The 23416-nt window shown below is 60.2% G+C and carries 18 protein-coding genes; 5 read left to right on the forward strand and 13 right to left on the reverse strand.

The window, feature by feature from the left end:
• Positions 1-8 precede the first annotated feature (8 nt).
• The 3 genes from J2W46_RS10890 to J2W46_RS10900 form a co-directional block, all read right to left on the reverse strand.
• Positions 9-1925 carry an SMP-30/gluconolaconase/LRE-like region family protein gene (locus tag J2W46_RS10890; RefSeq protein ID WP_310353565.1) on the reverse strand — a complete coding sequence of 639 codons (1917 nt, stop codon included), beginning with the start codon at positions 1923-1925 and terminating at the stop codon, positions 9-11.
• Positions 1926-2000: 75 nt separating this feature from the next.
• Positions 2001-2642 (reverse strand): DsbA family oxidoreductase, encoded by a 642-nt coding sequence (locus tag J2W46_RS10895; RefSeq protein WP_088173382.1) that lies wholly within the window; start codon positions 2640-2642, stop codon positions 2001-2003.
• A gap of 118 nt (positions 2643-2760) precedes the next feature.
• Positions 2761-3759 (reverse strand): SDR family oxidoreductase, encoded by a 999-nt coding sequence (locus tag J2W46_RS10900; RefSeq protein WP_310353568.1) that lies wholly within the window; start codon positions 3757-3759, stop codon positions 2761-2763.
• Between the two features lie 169 nt (positions 3760-3928).
• Here J2W46_RS10900 and J2W46_RS10905 point away from each other — a divergent pair, with 169 nt between their 5' ends.
• Complete coding sequence (locus J2W46_RS10905; protein WP_020068281.1) at positions 3929-5764, forward strand: thiamine pyrophosphate-requiring protein; 1836 nt, start codon at positions 3929-3931, stop codon at positions 5762-5764.
• A gap of 126 nt (positions 5765-5890) precedes the next feature.
• Positions 5891-6475: a glutathione binding-like protein gene (locus tag J2W46_RS10910; RefSeq protein WP_310353572.1), complete on the forward strand. Its 585-nt coding sequence runs from the start codon at positions 5891-5893 to the stop codon at positions 6473-6475.
• A gap of 80 nt (positions 6476-6555) precedes the next feature.
• Here the strand turns inward: J2W46_RS10910 and J2W46_RS10915 are convergent, their stop codons facing one another.
• A complete protein-coding gene (locus J2W46_RS10915) occupies positions 6556-7656 on the reverse strand; it encodes a lactonase family protein (RefSeq protein ID WP_087753839.1) in 1101 nt (366 codons plus the stop codon).
• Positions 7657-7698: 42 nt separating this feature from the next.
• Positions 7699-9249 carry a methyl-accepting chemotaxis protein gene (locus J2W46_RS10920; protein ID WP_020068278.1) on the reverse strand — a complete coding sequence of 517 codons (1551 nt, stop codon included), beginning with the start codon at positions 9247-9249 and terminating at the stop codon, positions 7699-7701.
• Positions 9250-9536: 287 nt separating this feature from the next.
• On the opposite strand from J2W46_RS10920, the gene J2W46_RS10925 reads away from it, so the two are divergent.
• The gene (locus tag J2W46_RS10925; protein ID WP_310353582.1) at positions 9537-11210 is read left to right on the forward strand and encodes an FAD-dependent oxidoreductase; all 1674 of its coding nucleotides are present in this window, start codon (positions 9537-9539) and stop codon (positions 11208-11210) included.
• A gap of 3 nt (positions 11211-11213) precedes the next feature.
• Here the strand turns inward: J2W46_RS10925 and J2W46_RS10930 are convergent, their stop codons facing one another.
• The 8 genes from J2W46_RS10930 to J2W46_RS10965 form a co-directional block, all read right to left on the reverse strand.
• On the reverse strand, positions 11214-11906 hold the full coding sequence (locus tag J2W46_RS10930) for an OmpA family protein (RefSeq protein ID WP_020068276.1): 693 nt from the start codon (positions 11904-11906) through the stop codon (positions 11214-11216).
• A gap of 45 nt (positions 11907-11951) precedes the next feature.
• Positions 11952-12716 carry a flagellar motor protein gene (locus tag J2W46_RS10935; RefSeq protein ID WP_020068275.1) on the reverse strand — a complete coding sequence of 255 codons (765 nt, stop codon included), beginning with the start codon at positions 12714-12716 and terminating at the stop codon, positions 11952-11954.
• An 89-nt stretch (positions 12717-12805) separates the two neighbouring features.
• Positions 12806-14041, reverse strand: coding sequence for a Crp/Fnr family transcriptional regulator (locus J2W46_RS10940; RefSeq protein ID WP_310353586.1), 1236 nt, complete (start codon positions 14039-14041; stop codon positions 12806-12808).
• Positions 14042-14274: 233 nt separating this feature from the next.
• On the reverse strand, positions 14275-15126 hold the full coding sequence (locus J2W46_RS10945) for a carbohydrate ABC transporter permease (RefSeq protein WP_204522968.1): 852 nt from the start codon (positions 15124-15126) through the stop codon (positions 14275-14277).
• Between the two features lie 10 nt (positions 15127-15136).
• Positions 15137-16108, reverse strand: a complete 972-nt coding sequence (locus J2W46_RS10950) for a carbohydrate ABC transporter permease (RefSeq protein ID WP_204522969.1) — start codon at positions 16106-16108, stop codon at positions 15137-15139.
• 127 nt (positions 16109-16235) lie between these two features.
• Positions 16236-17489, reverse strand: a complete 1254-nt coding sequence (locus J2W46_RS10955) for an ABC transporter substrate-binding protein (protein WP_374726819.1) — start codon at positions 17487-17489, stop codon at positions 16236-16238.
• Between the two features lie 88 nt (positions 17490-17577).
• Positions 17578-19563: a beta-galactosidase gene (locus J2W46_RS10960; protein WP_310353589.1), complete on the reverse strand. Its 1986-nt coding sequence runs from the start codon at positions 19561-19563 to the stop codon at positions 17578-17580.
• Between the two features lie 11 nt (positions 19564-19574).
• Entirely contained in the window at positions 19575-20726 is a 1152-nt protein-coding gene (locus J2W46_RS10965) for an ABC transporter ATP-binding protein (RefSeq protein ID WP_310353590.1), read from the reverse strand.
• Between the two features lie 191 nt (positions 20727-20917).
• On the opposite strand from J2W46_RS10965, the gene J2W46_RS10970 reads away from it, so the two are divergent.
• Entirely contained in the window at positions 20918-21949 is a 1032-nt protein-coding gene (locus J2W46_RS10970) for a LacI family DNA-binding transcriptional regulator (RefSeq protein ID WP_310353592.1), read from the forward strand.
• A gap of 414 nt (positions 21950-22363) precedes the next feature.
• Positions 22364-23368: a sugar ABC transporter substrate-binding protein gene (locus J2W46_RS10975; protein ID WP_310353593.1), complete on the forward strand. Its 1005-nt coding sequence runs from the start codon at positions 22364-22366 to the stop codon at positions 23366-23368.
• Positions 23369-23416: the final 48 nt, after the last annotated feature.

Raw genomic sequence — 23416 nt, forward strand, 5'->3', positions numbered from 1 at the left:
GCGCCTGCTCACGGAGTCCAGCGGTAAACGATCATGCTCGACCCGTTGTAGTTGTCTTTTGTGACCACGTACCCACCGCTCGCTCGCATGAACGCGCGAAGCCCGTACATCGAATCGACGTCGTTGCCGACATCCACCGTACCGGGACTGTTGTTGATTAGCGTGGTGTCGAGTTGACCGGTGGTGAGATTGAACGCGTCGATGTTCGGCACCGTATGCACGTACCCGACAAAAAGATAATTGCCCGCTGCTGTAATCGACTTCGGATTGGCACCGGTGAGTTTGATCACCGGCTGCGGCCGCGTGGTATTGCCCGCGCTCCAGCCGTGATAAACCTCGATGCGCGATTGAATCGCCGTCCAGTCCCAACTCCCGGCAACGCCTTGCGCAAGAATCATCGTGTCGCTCTCCGGCAGATAGATGATGCGCGTCAACGGTCGGATACTCAGCGGAATGGAAATCGTGATTGCCGGTCCCCACAACGGTTTGCCGTTTCCGTCGAAACCTGTGAGCGGGTAGTGATAGATATGATTGGTCCTGTCGAGGCCGGCCCACACATCGCCGCGGCTATCGATGCAAAAGCCCCCCGTTATCTTCACCGTCGTGTTGAACGCGGGTCCCGGGATCGATCCGTCAGGTATCGCAATGTAGCCACTCGCCGCGTTGAAATGATAGAAGTTAAAGGTATCGGGATTCTGACCCGACGCAACCAGAATACGGTTTCCGCCCACGCTGACGAGTTGACCGAAATGCTGTCCGCGCTGGGTGTCGTTAATGTTCAGTCGCGGGTCTGAAGGATAGGTGAACGGATCGACGGTATTCGCAACGAAGGTGCCGCCCGCGCTGCCCGTATAAATGTGCGCACCGCTATAAAACCAGGCGCCGTCTGTCGCGGGGTCGGGCGCAGCGACGGCTTCGAAGTTCAGTGCCTGCAGCTTCCATTTCAGATTGCCGCCACTGTCGTATGCATGCAGATCCGTCGGGCCGTTGCGCCCGAGATCCCAGCCGCCGCCCCACGGATTGTTCAGCACATAAAGGGTACCGGCTGCGTCTTTGCCAATGGCCGCCACACGCGTGAAGCGCTTGTCGCCAACCTGTCCTTTGATTCCAGTCGTTGTGTCAAGATAGCCGCCCTGAACGCCGAACGTGCCGGCCAATGTCGGCGTACCCGCAACGTTGTAGATCTTGATGTTCATGTCGGGCCCTTCGTCGCCGACCATGAGTCGTCCCGTCGACACATCGAAATAAAGTGCCGAGGGCCGCGATGCAGCAGGCATCTGGATCGTACTCAAAGGCGCACCGCCCGCACTGAATTCGGCTACGATGCCTGCACTTTTTCGCGCCACCCACAAATTGCCCGCGCTATCGAGGGCAAGCGCGCCTGGAGCGGATACGTTAATGTCCTGCTGCCAGACGCCGTCGGTTGTATAGACGCGGACACGGTTGCCATAAAAGTCGCTGACGTAAAGCAGCGTGCCTGCCGTGGCGAGCCCGGTGATGACATCGGCGTGAGGTATGCCGGTCCACACGCTGACGGGAATACGAAGTTCGAGCGCTTTCGTCGCGCGGTTATAGCGTCCCACGGAGCCGCTGCCAAACGACCTGTTGTACTGCAATGCCGTAAAGATCGACGTCGCATTACCTGTTATCGCGCTGCCCTGAAAGTCCGCGTGAGTGCCGATCGAGCCGATGCTCTGGCCATTCTGATAGATGGCCACACCGCCCTCGTTCTCGTCCCACAGCGACGACGTATAAATCACCCCTTCGGGCGCAACCCACAACGAGCGCGCGCCATTGCCGACGTGCGCCGCGAGCGTGCCGTAGGTATTGGCGAGCCAGTCGGTCGTGTATTGCGCATGGCACACGCAGGCAAGCGCCATCAACACGAAGCTGAACAACGCGGCAGCGATCCGCTTTGTGATCATCGACGATTGCCTCCAGCAGTACTTCGTTTGCGTCACCGCGCGCATGACGGCATGCGGCCATTCGGGAGTGCCGGCTTACGCCTCGGCGAGAATCTGCTGGATGACCTGCTCGAAGGTCTCGACAGGTTGGCCGCCGCTCACCAGGTAGCGGCGATTGAAAATGATCGCAGGTACCGACTGGATGCCATGTGACTGGAATTCCTCTTCTTCCGCGCGGACCTCGTCTGCGTAGTCGCCGCTTTGCAGCACGTTGCGCGCTGCATCGGCGTCCAGTCCCACCGCTTGAGCTGCTGCGACGAGTACGTCATGGTTGCTCGGGTCCCGGCCCTCGGAATGATAAGCGCGCAGCAATTCGAGCTTGAGCGGCAACTGCTTGCCTTCGAGACCGGCCCAATGCAACAGGCGGTGCGCATCGAAAGTGTTATAGACATAATTGCGCGGTCCGAAATTGAAGCCGACGCTTGCGCCGCGCTCGCGAATCATTTCCTGCGTCTGCGCGATCTGCTCGGGCGTGCGCCCATACTTCTTGCCCAGATAGTCGACGATCGCCTCGCCCTCGGGACCCATTTGCGGGTTCAGTTCGAACGGATGCACGACGATCTGTGCATCTACGGCATCTCCCAGGCGCGCCAACGCGAGTTGCAGCGAGGAAAGGCCGATGGCGCACCAGGGGCATGCGATATCGGAGACGAAATCAATTGTGAGCGGTTGGGACATGGCTTCCCTAAAGGCGATGGGGTAACAGGTCGAGACAGTCGGAGACAGGCATATTGTTACCGATCCCGGCTATTCACGTCTCCCAGCGCGGCAAGGCGCACCGCTGCACGCGTGCGCGTTATGCGCCTCGGCTCTTTCTGATCAGCAAACCGATGCCGCCAACGATCCCGATACTGGCCAAAGCGCATAAAACGCCGCGGTGCCGAACCGCTAACATTTCGAGGCTTGCCGGCTTCGACTCGCGGTCAAAACGTCCGTGCGCGCCAAAATCGCCGGGTACTGGATCGAAGAGATTGCTGGGCGCGTCGGGGCTGAGCGGTTCGTCGGTGAGTTGCCCCTCGTAGCCCGCCTTTGCCAGATATCTGTCGAGCAATCCGGGTGCGATGCGGTTTGCAAGAATTGCTTTGGCCGTCGGAAGGCCCACCCATACCTGGCGCCGTTTATGCGTTGCGGCGAAATAGATGGCACGTGCGGCCACTTCCGGCTGGAAAATAGGCGCGACCGGTTTTGCCTTCCTGCCCATCTTGTTGAGCGCCCAGTCGAATTGCGGCGTATTCAGTGCCGGTAGATCGACCATGGTCAAATGCACATTGAGCCGGTCGTGGATGATCTCGGAACGCAACGCGTCGGTGAAGCCGCGCACCGCGAACTTCGCTCCGCAATAAATCGACTGCAGCGGCACCGAGCGATACCCAAGCGCGGAACCCACGTTGACGATAGTGCCGCGATTGCGCGTACGCATTCGCGACAGCGCGGCCATCGTGCCATGCACCTGGCCGAGATAGGTTACCTGGGTTCCTCGCTCGAATTCCTGAGCGGTAAGTTTCGACACGGGTGCAAAGACGGTGGCCATTGCAACGTTGACCCATACGTCGATAGGACCGAGTTCCGACTCCGTGCGCGTGGCGGCTTCTTCTACGCGTTCAGCATCGGCGACATCCGTCGGAATGGCTAGTGCGCGAACGCCATAAGCATGCTGGATCTCGTCGGCGGCGCGCGCAAGCCGCGCCGGGTCACGCGATAACAATGCCACATCGTAGCCGTGCCGCGCGAACTCCTCTGCAGCCGCGCGTCCCACTCCGGCACCCGCCCCGGTTACGACGACAACTTTGTTCATAGCGATCCCTTGTGCTTCGTGCGCACAACACGTCCGCATAGCAGTGCAGCAAAAAGCGAGCCCACTCGATTCGCATGACATGTTGATTCTTTCTGCATGAAAGAACGCGGAACGCGCTTTGCAACGCTGTCTGGATCTACATCGTGATTACTTTTGTGAGGAGCCATCCATGTCCATCACCGTCGGCGACTTCATTATCGAGCGACTACAGGCGTGGGGCGTGCGCCGTATTTTTGGTTACCCTGGCGACGGCATCAATGGCGTATTCGGCGCGCTGAATCGCGCACAAACGGAGGCCAAAAAGCATCGCAAGACCACCGGTCAGCCGGAGCCGATCGAATTCATTCAGGTTCGTCATGAGGAAATGGCGGCCTTCATGGCATCGGCTCATGCCAAATTCACCGGCGAACTCGGAGTTTGCATCGCGACGTCCGGACCCGGCGCATCGCACCTTGTCACAGGACTCTACGACGCCCGAATGGATCACATGCCAGTGCTCGCGATAACAGGTCAGCAGGCACGTTCAGCGCTCGGCGGTCATTATCAGCAGGAAGTCGATCTCGTCTCGCTGTTCAAAGATGTCGCAGGGGCGTTCGTCCAGCAGGCCACGGTGCCCGCGCAAGTGCGCCATCTCGTGGATCGCGCAATACGTACCGCACTTTCCGAGCGCAAGGTGACCGCGCTCGTTCTGCCCAACGACTTGCAGGACTTGCCTTACGAGCCGCCCGCTCGCAAACATGGCACGTTGCATTCGGGTGTCGGCTATCGGGCGCCGCGTCTCGTTCCACAAGCGGAAGATCTGCAACAGGCCGCGGACGTGCTCAACGCCGGCAAGAAAGTCGCGATACTCGTCGGCGCCGGCGCATTGCACGCGACCGATGAAGTCATCGCCGTTGCTGAGAAACTCGGCGCGGGTGTCGCGAAGGCGCTGCTCGGCAAAGCCGCGCTGCCCGACGATCTGCCGTGGGTCACCGGCTCCATCGGTCTGCTCGGCACCAAGCCGAGCTACGACCTCATGACCGAGTGCGATACGTTGCTGATGATCGGCTCGGGCTTCCCATACGCAGAGTTCCTGCCGAAGGAAGGCGCGGCGCGCGGTGTGCAGATCGACCTGAAGGCCGACATGCTGAGCCTGCGTTATCCAATGGAAGTGAATCTTGTCGGCGATAGCGTGGAAACGCTGCGCGCGTTGCTGCCGTTGCTCGAACACAAGCAGGATCGCGAGTGGCGCAAAACGATCGAAGGCTGGACTGCCGACTGGTGGAAGACGCTCGACAAGCGCGCACACGAGCCGGGCAAGGACGCGGTCAATCCGCAACGCACCGTGTGGGAACTGTCGCCGCGCGTCCCGTCGAACGCCATTGTGACGAGCGATTCGGGCTCCTGCGCGAACTGGTACGCGCGCGATCTGAAAGTGCAACGCGGCATGATGTGCTCGCTGTCGGGAGGTCTTGCGTCAATGGGCGCGGCCGTGCCGTATGCGATCGCGGCGAAGTTCGCTTATCCAGAGCGCCCAGTGATCGCTCTGGTCGGCGACGGCGCGATGCAAATGAGCAACATGGCTGAACTCATTACCGTTTCGAAGTACTGGAAAGGCTGGGCCGATCCGCGCTGGATCTGCATGGTACTGAACAACCAGGATCTGAATCAGGTGACGTGGGAACAACGCGTGATGGAGGGCGATCCGAAATTCGAGGCATCACAGGACATTCCCTCCGTGCCGTATCACAAGTTCGCGGAGTTGATCGGCCTGAAAGGCATTTATGTAGACGACGCGGAGCAGATGGGCGCCGCGTGGGACACAGCGCTGGCCGCCGATCGTCCCGTCGTGATCGAGGTGAAGGCGGATCCGAACATTGCGCCGTTGCCGCCGCATATCACGCTGGCGCAGGCCAAGGCATTTGCATCGACCTTGCTGAAGGGCGATCCCGACGAAGGCAATGTGATCGTGCAGACCGCGAAGCAGGTGCTTGGCGCAGTGCTTCCGGGTCACCACGACGAGTAAGTGTGCGGCGCTGGCAATTCGCCGCTTTACATGGCGGACGGTAACTCGCATAGCTGAACATTTCGTAGGGCATGCCGAATGCTGCCCAGAGGAAATGGCCAACTAATCTATATGGAGGACCGCATCATGAAGCTCTATTACTCACCGGGCGCGTGCAGTCTGGCCGATCACATTGCCATGCACGAAGCAGGTATGGATTTCGACCGCGTGCGCGTCGACCTGAAAACGAAAACCACGGAGACGGGTCAGAATTTCAACGAAATTAACCCGAAGAGCTATGTCCCGACATTGGAGTTCGACGACGGTCAACGGCTCACGGAGAACGTCGCAATCCTGTCATGGGTCGCACAACGCAAACCGTCACTGTCACCGTCGGGCGAGCTAGGCGCGACACGTCTGGTCGAGATGCTGGCTTTCATTTCAACAGAGTTGCACAAGCAATTCGGCCGCGTATTCAAACCCGCGTCGAATGAAGAAGCAAGTGCCGCGCGGGAGAAACTGGGCCAACGCTTCCAGCTCGTTTCGACCATGCTGAAGGGCGACTATCTGTTCGGTGCAGAAGCAACCGTCGCAGACGCGTACCTGTTCACAATGCTTCTATGGGCCAAAGAAGCGAACATCGAAGTGCCGCAAAAACTCGCGGACTTCGCACAACGCATGCGGACGCGGCCTGCTGTACAACTCGCGTTGAAACACGAAGGAATCGAGTAAAGGAGCATGCTCGCGTTAGCCGCGGCCGCCGACGTGGTTTTGCATCGGCGGCTGCGAGCGGTCGCAGCTCGCCTTGATATCTACTCGGCGTTCGAACCGTCGAACTGCACTATCTCGATCCAGTTCGCGCCTTTGCCCACCGGGTATTGCCCCAGCGCGCTCAATGCACCGGTCTTCCGGTCGATCCTGTATGCGCTCAGGCTCGTCGACAACTGTCCGACTGCGAGCAGATAATTGCCCGACGGATCGACGTTGAAGCCGCGCGGCTGCTTTTCGGTAGCGTAAGTGCCGATACGTGTCAGCTTGCCCGATGCCCGCTCCACGCGATAAGCAGCGAGCGTGCTCGAAGTGCGTTCCGACGCGTACACGAAGCGGCCATCCGGCGTGATGTGAACATCGGCGCCCCATGGCTTATCGCCGGAAAAATTGGGCGGCAGAATGGAAATGGTCTGCACCGGTTTAACCGAATCACGCTGATTGTCGAATGCGAGCACATGCAGCTTGCCGTCGAGTTCATCGATCAGATAAACAAACCGGTGATCCGGCGAGAACACGAAATGGCGTGGTCCCGATTTGGCGGCAAGCGAATACGCGGGCGCGGCGTCTTCGGTCAATGAACCCTTTGACGGATCGAACTTCAGGCGCAACCAGGCGTCGGAGCCGAGCACCGACGCGAATACATAACGGTTATCCGGCGCGTTGCGAATAGCATGCGCCATTGGGCCTGTTTTGATGATCTGCTGAACGTCTTGCGCCACACCATTCGAGTCGATGCTGTTCACGGCCAGCAGATTGCCGCCGTAAGAAGCAGAGAACAGGTAACGGCCGCTTGCATCGGTGGACACGTAGGCCATGCTTTCCGCGAGCGGCGCCTTGCCCAGTTCGCTGAGGCGGCCGTCGAGCGGATTGATCGCGAAGCTCACCACGCGATAAGGTTTCGAACGCACACCGGCGTAAAGCCGCAAGTGGTTCGGCGACAAAGCCATTGGCATGACGGTGCCGGCGAGCCCCACCGTCTCCACTGGCTTCAGTGCGCCATTCGCTGTATCGAGGCTGAACACCGAAATGTCCTGACTGTCCGCGTTGGACACATACGCGTAGGTGGCGGCATGTGTAGCGGCGGACATCGTTACACCGGCTAACAGAATTGCGAATACACGCGAGACGGCTTTAACGCCCATGTTTTTATTTTCCGATCGAGTGGATACGAACATCAACCTGGGTTAGCGGAGGCGGAATGCCGACACCGCATCGGTCATCGACTGGGCCTGATGCTCAAGAGCACTCGCTGCAGCTGCAGCCTCTTCAACGAGGGCCGCATTCTGTTGCGTCACCTGGTCCATCTGGCTCACCGCCTTGCCAACCTGCTCGATGCCAGCGGTTTGCTCGACGGTTGCCGACGTGATCTCCGCCATGATGGTCGCAACGCCTTGAACCGCTCCGACGATTTCGGTCATCGTGTGGCCGGCCTGCGTGACGAGTTCATTACCGTGCCGCACGTCATCTACCGAAGCGGAAATGAGCGACTTGATTTCCTGCGCGGCACTCGCGCTGCGCTGAGCGAGCGTGCGCACTTCGCCGGCAACGACAGCGAAGCCGCGACCCTGCTCGCCGGCCCGCGCCGATTCCACAGCGGCATTGAGCGCCAGAATGTTGGTCTGAAACGCGATGCTGTCGATCATGCCGGTAATCTCCGCGATCTTCTGCGAGCTAGCGGTGATGGCGGTCATCGTCTGCACCGCGCGCTGCACGACGTCGCCGCCACGCTGCGCCACGTCGGCAGCGCTTGCCGCGAGCGTGCTCGCCTGGCGAGCGTTATCCGCGTTCTGCTTCACGGTGGAAGTCAGCTCCTCCATGCTCGCCGCCGTTTCTTCGAGCGATGCCGACTGCTCCTCGGTGCGGCTCGACAAGTCGAGGTTGCCCGCGGCAATCTCACGCGCGCCGCCGTGAATCGCCTCGCAATTGACGCGAACGTTCGACACTGTTTGCGCGAGCCCGGCCTGCATGCGCGACATCGACATGAACAACTGGCCGATTTCGCTCTTGCTGCCTTCAGGAATAGAGGTGGTCAAATCATTGCCGGCAATCCGGTCGAGCAGTCTCGACGCCTGCTGTAATGGGTTGATCACGATCTTACGCAACGCGAAGTGCGTGGCAACGATCAATGCGAGAGCGAGTGCGACGCCCGTGACGACCATCGTGACAATCCAGCCGTATTCCCGTTCATTTCTCGCCGCGGACTCCTTCGCCAACGCGCCAGCAAGGTTCTGAAACTTCTCCACGTTCGCCGAATAGACCTGACCGGCAAGCGTAATGTCGCGGTCGTTGATTGCAACGTAGGCGTCGGTGTCGCCACGCTGGAGTGCGTCGAACGACTTCTTCAGTGTTGCGGCCAACGCATTCGACGAGTCGACAAGCTGCTGTTTCAGCGCATCGTCCTGTCCCACGAATCGGGACGCCGACGCGAAAGCACGCGTTTCGGCGTCCGCGCGATCGAGGGTTCGCTGCGCGCTAGCGAGTGCGGAATCGCGAGTGGCGAGATCGTTGCGCTCCTTCAGCGCCGCGTAGGCACGAGTGAGGGCTGCGCGGGTACGGGTGCTGTCTTTGTAGCCGTCGTTGGCGAGTATCTCCTGAGTCGCAATCTCCTGGAGCCGTTGCGCGTTCTCGTTCGAGCGGCCAAGCGCGAAGACACCCACCACGCCGCCAAACGTGATCATCGCGGCAAACAGGACCAGTACTGCGAGTAAGCTTTTTCTTACTGTGAAATCGCGCATGCTTTCCGAACCCGTTCGTTGTCTGTCTCTCTGGTTATTAACGGCAGATGATGCGTGAACTTGAATGTGACCAGCCCCGCGCGATATGGCATCGGCACCCCACTGCATGCGCCGCCTTGCCCTGTCCGGCCTGACGCCGCTCTTTACTGGCGGACCGACTCTGGCGCACAATCTCAGCCGAAACCGCTGTCCACAGCCATTCCCATGATGCCTATTATTCGCATCGTCGTTCCAATCCGGCAGCGTAGCGACGTGCTGCACCGTGCGTCTTTCTAATTGGACACCTCATGAGCGACAAAACTTCTGGTAAGCGTGAAGATCTGCTGGCAGGCGGCAGCCGTCACCACCAGATCTTTCCCAGGCTGAACGACGCGCAGTTTGCGGTACTGGAAAGATACGGCGAGCGGCGCAAGCTGAGCGCCGGCGAGGTACTGTTCACCGAAGGGGATCGCCACGTTCCGATGTTCGCGATTGTGTCAGGCACCATCGAGGCGACGCGCGGCAGCGGCGAGAACCTGCATTTTCTGGGTACTCACGGGCCCGGCAGCTTTACCGGCGAAGTCGGCACGCTGGCTGGGCGCGGGGCGGTGGCGTCGACACGCGCAACGAGCGATTGCGAGGTGATCGTGATCGACGAGGAATCGCTGCGCGCACTCGTGGTTGCCGAAGCGGAACTGAGCGAGACGATCATGCGCGCCTATATCCTGCGCCGCGTCGCGTACATTCAGGATCAAAGCGGCGGCGTAGTCGTCATCGGCAGTTCCGGCTCTTTTCCGACACTCGTATTGCGGCATTTCCTGAGCCGCAACGCGCAACCGTCGGCGTATTTCGACATTGCCGAGCACGAAGAGGCCAAAGCACTGCTCGATCGCTACGGCGCGACTGAGGAAGATCTGCCGGTACTCGTCACGTTGCAGGGCACTATTCTCAAGCGCCCGACGAATCGCGCCGTGGCGGACGCGATTGGCCTGAGCCCCGACAGATTGAATGGCGAGCGATTCGACGTGGTGGTGGTCGGCGCGGGACCTGCCGGTCTTGCTGCGGCCGTGTACGCCGCATCGGAAGGACTGAGGGTTGCGGTTCTCGACACCAAGGCGCCCGGTGGCCAGGCGGGCACCAGCTCGAAGATCGAAAATTACTTTGGCTTTCCGACGGGCATCTCCGGCCAGGCACTCGCCGGTCGTGGCCTGTCCCAATGCCGGAAGTTCGGTGCGGAAGTCGGTGTGCCGATCGAGGCACTCGGTATCGAATGCGACAAGGGACGACCGTTCCATATCCGCCTGAATTACGACGAGCATGTTTATGCCCGCGCCGTTGTGATCGCAACAGGCGCGCGTTATCGCAAGCCCGAGCTTGAGCGGCTCGAGCATTTCCAGGGTCGGGGCGTCTATTACAGTGCAACGTTCATGGAAGCCGCGTTTTGCGGAAATGAAGAACTCGTCATCGTCGGCGGAGGCAATTCGGCGGGACAGGCAGCGGTCTTTCTCTCCGGATTCGCCCGTCATGTGCATATCGTGATTCGCGGCGAAGGACTCAACGCCAGCATGTCCAGCTACCTGATCCGGCGGATCGAAGCGGCGCCGAACATCACGGTTCACGTGCGAACACAACTCGTCGCGCTAAATGGCGAAGAACATCTCGAGTCGATTCAATGGAACCAGCAGGGGCGAATCGAGGAAATGGCTATTCGCCACGTGTTCCTGTTTCTCGGCGCGCAGCCAAGTACCGGCTGGCTTGGCGACTGCGTCGAACTGGACAAAAATGGTTTTGTGCTGACGGGCCCCGATGTCGCTCACAAGTGGACGTCGGAACGCCCCGCGCATTTCCTCGAAACCAGCAGACCCGGCATTTTCGCAGTGGGCGACGTGCGCAGCGGTTCGGTGAAAAGAGTCGCGGCGGCCGTCGGGGAAGGCGCGGCCGCGATTCAGTCCCTACACCAGTACCTTGCGCTCGCACCGTGACATTCAATACTCGACGAGTATGGTGACGCGGCGATTCGCAGCATTGGCCGCCGCGTCGTTGCCGATAACCAGCGGAAAATTGTCCGCGCGGCCAATGGCGGCCATACGGTGCGCTTCAATACCCTTGTCGGCGAAGAAGCGCACGACAGCCCCAGCACGAGCAGAAGACAGTTCCCAATTGGATTCGTACTTCGCCGTCGATATTGGCAAACTGTCCGTGTGTCCTTCAACCAGAACGTTGTTTCTCGCGCGCTCACGCAGCACCTTGGCGATCTGATCCAGCACAGCGAACGATTCGGGCAAAAGGCGAGCGTCGCCGGAATTGAACAGTACTTTCGCGTTGATCGCAATTTCGACACCTTGAGGCGTGTGCGAAATCGTGATCTGACGGTTGCCCTGCAAAGGCTCCAGCAACGAGAGAAGTTGCTTCTTCGCAGCTTCTTTTGCATCCGTTGCGGCAACGGGCGGCTGCACGTCGACAGCCTCTTTCACCGGGTGATGTTGCAGCGTTTTTATTTGCAACTCGCTGTTCTTCGCGAGTTGCAACACATACAGCGCGAGAAAGAGCACCATCAGCGTGGTGATCAAATCGGCGTATGAAAGCAGCCAGCGGTCCGACTGCTCGCCGCTATCGTGCCCGTCCTGATGCGCTGTCTTGTCCGTCGGAAGACGCTTGCTGCCAGTCGAAGTGCTCATACACGCGAGTCCGCTATGAATTGATGCTCAGGCATTGCCGAGCCATTAGCCGAGCAGTTCGGCGGATCGTTCGCGCACGTCGCCAGCCAGGCGCGTTTCGATGGTGTGCGGCGATTCCTTTCGCGAGATGGCGAGTAGGCCGTCGAGATACAAACGCCTGAAACGCAATTCGCTGTCCACCTGAGCGCGGATCTTTCCGTATAGCGGCAGAAACACGAGGTTGGCTACGGCCAGGCCATACAGCGTTGCAACAAACGCGACCGCAATGCCCTGCCCCAGTTGCGACGGTTCCAGCATATGGCCCGTCACCTGAATGAGGCCAAGCACCGCGCCCAGAATGCCAAACGTCGGCGCATAACCGCCCGCCTGCTGCCAGATTCGCGCGGCCGCCATGTGATTGCGCTCATAGGCATCGACCTCGCGTTGCAACGCATCTTCGAGCACTGCGGTCGATACGCCGTTTGCCAGCAGCTCAAGACCTCGCTTGGCAAACGGGCTAATCCCGTTTGCGTCGATCGACTCGAATACCAGCATGCCATTGAGTTTCGCCTGATCGCCCCATTCGAGCAGAACAGAAAGGCTCTCGCGATCTACTTGCCGCGCCTTGACAAAAGCAAAGCGCAATTGCTTCACGCCGTCATAGAAGCGCGCCCACGTGTTCTGGATCATCACGGCCCCGAAGGTGCCCCCCAGCACGATGACAAACGCCTCAAGCTGAAAGAGCGACGTGAAGTTGCCGCCTTCGAGCGAGAAGCCCGCGACGATCGCCGTCAGGCCGAACACTACGCCAAATATCGTTAGAAGATCCATACGTCCTCGCCACCGGCTGCAGCAGCCTGCGAATTACAGTTAAACGTTCAAGCGTTGCGCCCGGTGTTGCGGACCGGGCGCCGCAGGCTTCAGGACTCAGCCGGAGCAGTATTTGCCACGGGTGACTTCAGCGCTCGCACCGTATCGAGGAACCGCTGCTCGATTTCGATGATCTCGACCGGGTCGATCTTGATCTCTCGACGCATGACCCACGACACCTCTTTCTTCCGGGCTTCCGTCATCACCGATTGCAGGCGCTCGTCAATCGGCTGCCCCTCAGACGCGGACAGCAGTTTCGCGAGGTCGTAGGTATCGAAAGCACTCACCGCTTCGAACAACGTGCGCTGATCGACAAACTCCAGATCGCCGAGCGATTTCAACTCGCCTGCGCCACGCGCGGTGCGGCGCGAGAAGTAGCTGAGACCTTTTTCCTCGACGTAGTTGAGTACCTTGGTCTTGCGGAACGCGAAGATGTCCTCGGCGATCTCCGCGTGAGAGAGCTTGTTCAGAATCACTTTCCGGTCGACGCCGATCAGGGCTTCCAGGTCGTCCAGTTCGATCAGTTCGAGTTCGCTGCTGATCGATACATCCAGATCGTGGTCCGCCACCTGCTGCGCGCGTTCAGTGATTTTCACTGCGTCGAACGTGACGAGCTGCCGGCCCGCCGCGCCGTCACTTGCCGAATAGCGCCCAGACGTATTGTTCAGCCGCTCCGAGCGTCCTCCTTCGATGGATACGAGATTGAGCTTCTCCATGCGCTTGAGCATTGCCATCACATGTGGACGCGAGTGGCCCGCTATCGCGTTGCATTTCTTGATGACTTCGGAAAGCGGAATCGAGATTTCCTCGTTTTGAGGACGGCGCGCGCGTCCGTCGAATCTGTCGTTCGGTTCGGCTCCGGCCATCAACGAAAGAACGTGCGCGTAGGAAAGGACGCCGGGTAGAAAATCGGCATGTGTATTAGTCGCGAGAATGTCGTCTTTCTTTTTGACGCGACGGATCATCGTGCGCACGATATGGCGCAGCAGCGGCGAGACGCGCTCGAGTTCTTCTTCGACAATGCCGCCCGCGATGGCGGTAAGTTGGCAGAAGCTCAGTGCCTTCGCGGTGTGGGCTCGCGGCTCGGGCGGCAACAACGCCGCTTCGCCGAAAAATTCGCCCTTGCCGAGCGTGGCCAGAATGACCTTTTTTTCGTCGCACTGGGTGGAGATTTCGACTTTGCCATCTGCAATGACGTAGATCACTGCGTCACCCAGGAAGCCTTCTGAATAGATGACTTCGCCCGGAGCCGCGGTGCGCGTCCATGGCGTGCGTTGTTGGTTCAAGATTGGTACCCCCGATGAGCTTTTGGTCCAGCGCGTGCCTTCTTCAGGCACGAGTCAGTTCGACGGTCTGACATATTTCACTAGATAACGACAAGCTCATCCCAATCTTTAATGAGGGCAAACGCGACGGCGGTCGCGCAAACGTTTGCCGTTCATACTCTCAACGCTCAATACGCGCGACTCGATTTGCTATTTCTTTGGTCACGAGTCGGCAAGGTCATCGGGTAGCCGCTTTAACCCTTCGTCGCGCCGAATGTCAAGCCTGCGACAAAGTGTTTCTGCATCGCGAAGAACATTGCGACGGAAGGCAGCGCCGCGAGGATCGAGCCGGCGGAAACGAGGTTCCATGCGGTCGTCCATTGCCCCTTCAGCGCGGCCACACCGACGGTGATCGGCGCGGCGTCGTCGCCTTGCGTCAGGCACAACGCCCAGAAATAGTCGTTCCACACGAAGGTGAACACGAGAATCGCCAATGCGGCGAGCGCGGGCCGTATCAGCGGAAGGACGATTCTGAAGAACACCGTCCACTCGTTCGCACCTTCGATTCGCGCCGCCTCGACCAGTTCGAACGGCAGCTGCTTGATGAAGTTGCGTAAAAAGAGAGCGCAAAAACCTGTCTGGAACGACACATGGAAAAGAATCAGGGCGCTCACCGTGTTAAACACCCCTAGTTGCAACGACAGATCGCGTACCGGGATCATCAACACCTGCACCGGCACGAAGTTGCCCGCGACAAAAGTAGCGAACAGCGAGGAATTGCCGCGAAAGCGGTAGATTGCGAGCGCAAAGCCGGCCATTGCGGCGAGTGCAATGGAACCGATCACCGCGGGCACGGTAATCAGCACGCTATTCCAGAAGTAATGCAACATTGGCGAAGTGGTCAGCGCCTCGCGATAATTGTCGAACAGCGCAAAATGCTTCGGCCATCCCCAATAGTTGCCCTCGCTGAGTTCTTCGCTCGAGCGTATCGATGTGACGAGCACAGCGATCATCGGTAGAAGCCAGATCAGCAATGCGACCGGCAGCGTCAGTTTGTAGACGCGGCGCGTTGCCGGTTTCCACTTGTCGATTGGAATTGGAAACATGGTTGGCTCCTTATTGCTCGGCGCGCAGCATCCGCCGCAAGTGATAAACGATGTACACCAGCATGATGCCGAACAGCACGACGGCCACTGCGGCCGAATAGCCGATGCGGTAGTACTTGATTGCCTGGTCGTACATGTAATAGGCGAGCACGGTCGAACTCTCGAAAGGACCGCCGCCGGTCATCACCGAAATCAGATCGAAACTACGCAATGCGCCGATGATCGTGACGACGATTGCCATAAAGGTGGTGGGCCGCAATTGCGGCAGGATCACATGCCATAGCATCGACCAGCCGCGTGCGCCCTCCATGCGCGCCGCCTCGATCTGTTCCGCGTTGAGCGAAGTGAGGCCTGTCAGATAGAGGATCATGCAATAGGCCGTTTGCGGCCATAGTGCGGCGAACACAATGCCTAGCGTTGCGTAGCGCGGATCGCCGAGTACCGGCACGCCGTGGCCGAGAATTACCGCGAGCAAGCCAAATGTTGGATCGTAGAACCACGAGAAGATCAGCCCGACTACCACACCGGACAATACGAACGGCGCAAAGAAGAGCGACTTGACGATCCGGATGCCTGCCACTGCCTGGTTCAGGTACAACGCGACGGCGAGTCCCATCGGCGGTGCGAGCAGAAACAGCAGGAGCCAGATAAGGTTGTTCTTTAGCGCCGTATAGAACGTCTGCGTATGAAACAACTCGGTGTAATTGGCGAGGCCGACGAAAGTCGGCTCCGTCATGCCGTCCCAGTTGAAGAAGCTCAAGCGTATCGTCGACAGAATCGGCCAGATCACGTAAATGGCCACCATCACACAAGCGGGCGCGAGAAACAGAAAGGCGGCGCGTCGTTGACGCCGTGCGGTAGGCGAAGGACGACGCCCGCGCGCGTGGCCCCGCGTGGTGCTGCCCGACGCAGGCAGCGGCGAGCCGCCTGGTCCAGCGGGACCGCCCACAGTATGACGAGTGACGGAATGCGACAAAATCATTCTCCATGCACAGCGCTCGACCGGAGTGAGCGCTTCAGCGTCTCACCCGATCCCTCGCAAAGCTGCCGACATACAGTTGCTGCCGTCCAGACACCCCGAAAGGCCCCTCAACGGCCGCCACCGCCCACTACTTCTTGTAAATGCGCTTGCGCGTCTGCTCCAGTTGCGCGAGCACGCTGTCCAGTTTCGACGGATCGGAGACGAACTGCTGCATCCCCTTCATGCCTTCATCGGCCATTTCCTTCGTCATGTCGCGGTCGTAGAACTGCGCAATGCCGCCTTTCGTATTGGCAAGAATCTGGAAGCCGATCTTGGAGATCGGATCTTCCGGCTCCGGCGACTTGCTATTCGCCGACAGCGAGCCGAGACCGGCAGCAAGCTTCGCGCCGATTTCAGGCGTTTCGACAAACGCGAGGAACGTGTGAGCGTCCGCCTTGTTCTTCGCCTTCGACGGGATATGCAGCGACTCGACCGGTCCGTCTTCGGCGGTCGGCACATTGGCGTCGATGATCGGGAACTGGAAGTAGCCCATCTCCGGTTTCACATTCGGCGGAAAGCCTGCGGTGATGAAGGTGCCCATCAGCATCATCGCGGCCTTGCCCTGGAACAGGAATGGCTGCACCGAATCCAGATCGTACGACAGCGAGTTGTCGATGAAATAACCCGCGTCGATCAACTGCTTCCAGGTCGTATAGACCTTCTTCACACGCGGATCGGTGTATGCAATTTCACCCGCCATCAGCTTCTGATGAAACGCATTGCCATTCAGGCGAAGATCGAGATAGTCGAACCAGCCGGCGAGCGTCCATGCATCGCGGCCCGCCACGGCAATCGGCGTAATGCCGGCGGCCTTCAGCTTCTTGCAGTCGTCGAGAAACTGATCCCACGTTTTCGGTTCACCAGAGATGCCGGCTTTCTGGAACAGATCCTTGCGATAGAACATGCCCCACGAGTAATACACCGTAGGCGCCGCATATTGCTTGCCCTTATACGACGACGCTTCCTTCGTCGAGGCATACATGTCGTTCCAGCCGTTCTTCGCCCAATCGCCGCTCAAGTCTTCAAAAAGGCCGCGCTGTGCGTAATACGCCATGCGCTCGCCGTCATGCCAGTTGACGATATCGGGCGCGACAGTGGAGAGCCAACCGGGCAATTGCACTTTGTACGCTTCTTCATCGATAAACGACACCTTCACGTCGATGCCGGGATGCGCCCTCTTGAATTCATCGACAACAGACTGCCAGACCGCGCGCTGACTCGCCCCCTTGAATGCGATATTCGCGGTCAGCGTGCCGGCCTGAGCAGTGCTGACGACCGACGTTCCGAGAGTCGCCGCGGCGACCGCGAGTGCCAGCAGAACCTTGCGTGGTTTCATTTTCATGCTACCTGTCTCCTTGATTCCTGATTTTGCATCGTTGTCGTTACTGCATGGAATTCCGGTTTGCACATCGTCCCGCTCCCCGCAACTGTCATCGGGCTCGATACACTGCCACGCCTTGTGGCTCGACAGTACCTGAGCCGATCACGAATGCGTTGTCTGCCGCACCGGTGATCGTGTGCGCGGTGCCGCCGTAGTTGAACACATAGGTCAGCGCGCCGCGCCGGCTAATGCGGACGCTCTCGCCGAGCTGCACCGTTTCGACGCCGGCGCGTTGTGCGATCTGCTCGAAGAGCCGGGTCGTCAGCGCGTCGTCGAACAAGCTGGCGAGGTAATGGAACGCACCGCTACGCACATACGCCGGTTGCCCGTCGGCGAAACGCGCCAGTACATCGAAAGAATTCGTGTCCTTGCTTTCGATGAAGTCGCGCCAGTGACGCGCGACGCCGTCTTCAACACTCGCGTCTTGCGTACCGGCAAGCCGCACGGCCTCGGTCACATTAGGCCGCATCGATTCGACGCGCCAGACACGCAGCGGCAACACATCGGCGAGCGCACCCGGCGGCAGATTCGCGGGAATCTTCAAGTCCTGAGTCTTCGAACCGGTGCGCGGCCCAAGCACGACCTGCGCCCCCGAGCTGGCAAGACGCGCGGCCAGATCCGCCGGCACGACCGGCAATGGCGGCACGACGATCAGGCTGTAGCCGTCGAGCGACGCGTCGACCGGCACGACATCGACATCGAGACCTAACGCACGCAATGCCGAGTAGTACTCGAATGCGAAGCGCGGATAGTGAAAGTCCGCACCCTGCGGATGGATCTCGAACAGCCACTTTGCTTCATAGTCGTAGAGGAGCGCCACTTTCGAACGGACCGCGGCATCGGCATGCGCATTAGCCGCGAGCACCGTGCGAATCTCCGACGCCACTTGCGCCGCTTCGCTACCGCCGACGTCGAGCCGGTTATCCGGCGTGTTCAGGCCCGCATGCATCTGCTCCTGCGCGAACGGCGCCTGACGCCAGCGGAAATACGATACGCAGCCCGCACCGTGCGCGAACGCTTCCCAGCTCCACAGCCGCACCATGCCCGGCAATGGCGCCGGATTCCACTGCGCCCAGTTCACCGGACCGGGTTGTTGCTCCATCACCCAGAACGGCAGCTTCGACATGCCGCGATATACGTCGTGATTGAACGATGCAAAATCCGGATGACCGCTGCGGAGCCAGCGCGCTTTCACATCGGGCGCGAACCATTGTTCTTCCAGCGCGCCGAGCGGATAACTGTCCCAAGCGGCAACGTCGAGATCGGCAGCGACCTTGTAGTGATCGAACTCGGTAAAGAGCTGCATGAAGTTGTGCGCAACCGGCCGCCCCGGCGAATACGCACGGATGATCTCGACCTGCATGCGGTTATAGCGCGCAACTTCGTCGGACGCGAAGCGCCGGTAGTCGAGCCGATGCGAAGGATGTGCCTCGGTCACAGTCGCCACCGGAGCGTCGATCTCGTCGAAGCTGCGGTACTCCATGCTCCAGAACACGGTGCCCCACGCGCGGTTTAATTCGTCGATTGTTTTGTAGCGTGCCTTTAGCCACTCGCGAAAGCGCGCCACTGCTGCGGGCGAATAACTCACGACTGTGTGATGACAGCCGAACTCGTTATCGGTCTGCCAGTACGCAACGGCCGGATGTTTGCCGTAACGCTCGGCGATTGCAGTGCAAATCTTCTGCGAGGCCGCGAAATACGAGGGCGACGAGAAGTCATAGTGACGGCGCGAGCCGAACGCGCGCGGTCGGCCATCTGCGCCAATCGGCAAGATGTCCGGATGGCGGTCGATCAGCCACTTTGGAGGTGTCGCGGTGGGCGTGCACATCACGACTTGCAAGCCTGCGGCGCCGAGTACTTCGATTGCGCGATCGAGCCACGCCCAATCGTATTCGCCAGGCGTCGGCTCAATGCGGCTCCACGCAAACTCGGCGATTCGCACCTGCTCGATACCGAGTGCTTTCATCCGGCGCGCGTCGTCTTCCCACATCGACTCGGGCCAGTGTTCCGGGTAATAACAGACTCCAAGGCGCATCCGAATGTCCTTTATGCGTAATGTTCGACGGATTCAAGCGAAGGAGCGGCGAAGCCGTCTTCGGTGAACAAATGAGTGGCGTGGCGCGGTACCCGCAGGTTCGCGCGATCGCCTGGTGCGAGTCGCGTATCACCCGGTGCTTTCGCGATGAGCGCGACGCCGCCGGGTTGATCGAGGTGCACATAGCTGTGCTCGCCAAGCTGTTCGACGAGCGAGACGGTGCGCGAAAGAATGGCGTCGTCGTGAGACGAGGACGGGTCGACGAATTCAAGGTGCTCAGGACGCACGCCGAGCGTCACCGCTTGCGAGACTTGCAACGCGGCACCATCCGCAGACACGCGGACGTTCTCTTGCGTGTGATCGAGCGTCACTACCACGCCTTGCGCGTCGACAGAAGCGATACGTCCCGGCAGAAAGTTCATGCGCGGCGACCCGATGAACCCCGCGACGAAGCGGCTCCTGGGACGGTGATACAACTCCAGCGGCGCACCGATTTGCGCGATGCTGCCGTAACGTTCGGTGTCTTTCCCGGCATGCAACAAGACGATCTTGTCCGCGAGGGTCATCGCCTCGATCTGATCGTGCGTCACATACACCACGCTCGCCTTCGCGAACTGCTTGTGCAGCCGCGCGATTTCGATGCGCGTCTGGCCACGCAGCGTTGCGTCGAGATTGGAGAGCGGTTCGTCAAAGAGAAACACGCCGGGTTGGCGCACAATCGCGCGGCCAATTGCAACGCGCTGACGTTGACCGCCGGACAGTGCTTTCGGCCTGCGCTCGAGCAGCGCTTCCAGTTGCAGAATGCGCGCGGCTTCCCGCACCTTGCGGTCGATCTCGTCTTTTGGGGTTTTGGCGAGCTTCAGTCCGAATGCCATGTTCTCGAACACGGTCATGTGCGGAAAGAGCGCGTAGCTCTGAAACACCATTGCCACGCCGCGTTGGGCCGCCGGCACGTCGTTCATGACCTCGCCGCCAATGAACAGGTCGCCGTCGGTGAGATCTTCGAGCCCTGCGATCATGCGCAGCAACGTAGACTTGCCGCAGCCAGAAGGGCCGAGAAAAACGCAGAACTCGTTCTCGCCGATCTCGAGATCGACGTCGCGAATCACCGGCGCACCGTCGCCATACGCTTTCTGCACGCCTCTTAACGAAATGCTCGCCATCGTCTCGACTCCGTGATTTAATCGGCTCGACGGCGGAGATTAAGCGCTTAATCAGCAGGGCCTAAAAAATCGATCGCGTGCGATCGTCGGGCCTTGCCTGTCTCCGCTATCGTTTTGTCTGTGCGACAGATGGTGCCGCGCCTTGCCCGCCGATGCAAATGCCGGGCAGCCATCCCAAATAATGAAGAGACATGCCCACACTTAGCGAAGTCGCGCGCCATGCCGGCGTCACGCCTGCCACCGTATCGAATGTGCTGCGCAATCGAGGGCGCGTCGGCGAGAGCACACGTCAACGCGTTCTCGAAGCCGTCGACGCGCTTGGCTACCGGCCACACCTCGCCGCTCGCGCGCTTGCCGAAGGGCGCGCCCCGACGCTCGCCTTGATGGTGTCGAGCATCGCCAATCCGTTCTATCCCGAGTTTGCGCTAGCCGTCGAACGCGCGGCGCGAACCAGCGGGCATTTCGTGATCATTTGCAATACTAACGAAGATCCGCTAACGGGCCGCGCGTACCTCGACCAGATAGCCGGCACGCTTTCCGAGGGCGTGCTCGTGACCAACGCGAACCTGCAATTCACGGACCTTCACGTGACGGAATCGCGCGGCACTCCCGTGGTTTTGTGCATGTGGGAGCGGCCCAACGAGCCACCGGGCCTGCCCTGCGTTGCGGTGGATTTTCGTCTGGCCGGCGAGCTTGCCGGAAAGCATCTGCTCGAATTGGGACATCGGCGGATAGGGGCGATTGTCGGCAGCAAGGCTTCCGGTATTCACGCGGCCCGCTATGAAGGGTTCGTCGATGCGCTGCGTGCGGCCGGGGTCCGCAAAAACCGCGTCAAACATGCTGCAGATACGATCCAGGGTGGCTACAGCGCGGCGCGCGAATTGCTCGAGGCCGATCCGCAACTCACTGCGATCTTCGCGACCAACGACCTGCCGGCGCTCGGCGCGATGCATGCCGCTGCCGACCTCGGCCTCGCCGTACCAGTCGATCTTTCCGTGATGGGCATCACCGACATCCAGCTCGCGCGCGAGTCGCGGCCTGCATTGACCACTGTCGCCGTGCCGACCGTCGAAGTCGCCGGGCTTGCGGTTTCGTTGCTGCGCGAACTCATCGAATCGTCGTATGGACAGGCCGGTTCTGGCGAGGCCAATGTGCCGATGCGAATTTCGTCGCCGCCGAAACTCGTGGTGCGTGCGTCGACTGGCACGCCGCGCTCCCGTTGAACGCGAAATTGAAGCTGGAAACCTCGTCGTCGTGAGCCGCTTGGGCGTCCCTCACGCCCTCCTCGATGCAGTCAAAACGCACGAAACACCTTTCTACCTGCTTTCACTGAAGCCAGGACTTTCCCCAATCCGGCCGTCCCGACGCTGCGCCGCACCATCTCGCCAAACCCTCGCCGCACAAGGCTTTCCCGGACTCCCCAAGGTGCATCAAGCTCTGTCCCCGTCCAACGGGATTCCTTGACGCGCCCCTCGCCGCCTGCTGTACTAAATCAACCAAAGTGATTTAGGCGACGTCCACGGTCCTGCTTCGACCGCTCGGACGTGCCGCATTCCAGGTTGCGCCCGCGCAGCGTTCGCGTGTGCAACCGCCAGCAGTTCCAAGAACGTCATTGCCAATAACCGGAGGAGCGTCCCATGAATCTGAATTCCCGCAGGCTTCCTGTCGCCAGGAAGATCGTCTCGATGTGCGTCGCGGCGTCGGCGGTCTGGTGCGCGAGCGCAAGTCAGGCAGCCGACCAGCCGGTCGTCGGTCTCATCACCAAGACCGACACCAATCCGTTCTTCGTGAAGATGAAGCAAGGCGCGGAGGCGGCAGCGTCGAAAGACGGCGCCAAGCTGATTACCGCAGCCGGCAGATTCGACGGCGACAACGCGAGCCAGGTGACGGCAATCGAAAACATGATGACGGCTGGCGCGAAGGCGATTCTGATCACTCCAAGCGATACGAAGGCGATCGTGCCGAGCATCAAGAAAGCGCGCGCCGCCGGCGTGATGGTGGTCGCGCTCGACACGCCGACGGACCCGCAAGACGCCACGGACGCCCTCTTCGCGACCGACAACTTCAAAGCCGGCGTGTTGATCGGCAAATACGCGAAGGCGGCGTTGAACGGCAAGCCCGCGAAGATCGCCACCCTCGATCTCGCGCCCGGCGTTTCGGTGGGCGTGCTGCGGCATAACGGCTTTCTGGAAGGGTTCGGCGTAAAGCAAGGCGACCCTTCGATCGTATGCAGCCAGGACACCCGCGGCGATCAGGCGAAAGGCCAGACGGCGATGGAAAACTGCTTGCAGAAATCGCCGGATATCAACGTGGTCTACACGATCAACGAACCGGCGGCTGCGGGCGCGTATCGCGCGCTGAAGGCAGCGGGCAAGGACAAGAGCGTGATGGTCGTTTCGATCGACGGCGGCTGTGAGGGTGTGCGCAACGTCAAGGCCGGTTCGATCGCCGCGACCTCGCAGCAGTATCCGCTGAAGATGGCCGCGCTCGGCGTAACGGCAGGCGTCGATTACGCGAAGACCGGCAAGAAGGTTTCGGGCTACCAGGACACGGGCGTGACGCTGATCACGGACAAGCCGATGTCCGGCATCGACAGCAAGGACACGACCTTCGGCCTCGACAACTGCTGGGGCAACAAGTAACACGCACTGTACGGCGGCCCGCTCGCCGGGCCGCCGGATGATTCGCCG

The organism is Paraburkholderia strydomiana, assembly GCF_031456815.1.
GTDB lineage: Bacteria > Pseudomonadota > Gammaproteobacteria > Burkholderiales > Burkholderiaceae > Paraburkholderia > Paraburkholderia caledonica.